Raw genomic sequence first — 1,294 nt, 5'->3', positions numbered from 1 at the left:
AGACGACCGTACGGCCCCTGCGAATATTGGGGTTTGGTTCCCATCGTGGTGACATAGGTCAACTGTAGTACGATGATCCGCATGAAGATCGTTGTGCAGTTGAAGCTGATGCCGGAGGCCGACCAGGCCGCCGCGTTGTCGGCGACCCTGCACACGGTCAACGATGCCGCGAACTGGGTGTCGAAGGTCGCGTTCGAGCACGGTGTGCCGCGTGAGTACGAGCTGCGGAAGCACACCTATGCCGAGTTGAAGGCGCGGGGACTTGGGGCGCAGGCCGCCCAGCACGTGATCAAGAAGACCCGCGACGCCTACACCACGCTCAAGGCCAACATCCGCGCCGGGAACCTCGGCAAGCCGGGATCGAAGCGGCGGGTCAAGGCCGAGTCCAAGCCGATCGCCTTCCGGCCGGATGCGGCGCAACCGTATGACGACCGGTGCCTGTCGTGGCAGTACGACCAGCAGACCGTCAGCATCTGGACGACCGCGGGCCGGCTGAAGAACGTCCGCTTCGTGTGCTCGGCGGATGCGCTCAAGATGCTGCGCGAGCAGCGTAAGGGCGAGTCGGACCTGATCCGGCGCGACGGGATGTTCTTCCTGATCACCACGATCGACCTGCCCGACGTGCCGATCTCGGAGCCGGACGGGTTCCTCGGCGTGGACCTGGGGATCGTCGACATCGCCACCACGTCCAGCGGCTACCGTGCCGCCGGGCGCGGGTTGAACCGGCACCGCAAGCGGCAGCTCGACTTGCGTCGCAAGCTCCAGGCCAAGGGCACCCAGTCCGCCAAGCGCCTGCTCAAGAAGCGCGGCCGCAAGGAACAGCGGCACGCCGCGAACGTCAACCACATCATCTCCAAGACCATCGTCACCACCGCTGAACGCACCGGCCGCGGAATCGCCCTCGAAGACCTCACGGGCATCCGCGAACGGGTACGGCTCCGCAAGGACCAGCGGACAAAACTGCACTCGTGGAGCTTCCACCAGCTCGGCCAGTTCCTTGACTACAAGGCGCGCCGGGCCGGGGTGCCGCTGGTGTACGTCGATCCGGCGTACACCAGCCAGCAATGCTCCGAGTGCGGCCACATCGACCGGAAGAACCGGGCGACACAGGCAACGTTCGCGTGCCGGGCCTGCGGGTTCCTGGCCAACGCGGACGACAACGCGTCCCACAACATCGCCCGCAAGGGCGAGACCGTGTGGATCGCGGGGCGTGAGTCACGCGTCCCAGCCACCCCCTAGGTGGCTTAGACGGAGGAGCCCACCCGGCAGCCAGTCGGGCGCTACCTCCAAGCCC

Annotated in this window: 1 protein-coding gene; it reads left to right on the top strand. The window is 66.5% G+C overall.

Translation table 11 applies throughout. The features are described from left to right. Window positions 1–81: 81 nt before the first annotated feature. A complete protein-coding gene (locus QMK28_RS33950) occupies window positions 82–1,239 on the top strand; it encodes an RNA-guided endonuclease InsQ/TnpB family protein (protein ID WP_326443549.1) in 1,158 nt (385 codons plus the stop codon). Window positions 1,240–1,294: the final 55 nt, after the last annotated feature.

The organism is Streptomyces sp. H27-D2, from assembly GCF_035828615.1.
Classification (GTDB): domain Bacteria; phylum Actinomycetota; class Actinomycetes; order Streptomycetales; family Streptomycetaceae; genus Streptomyces.
Note: the sequence above shows the minus strand (reverse complement) of the source record. Positions and strands in the feature narration are given on the sequence as shown.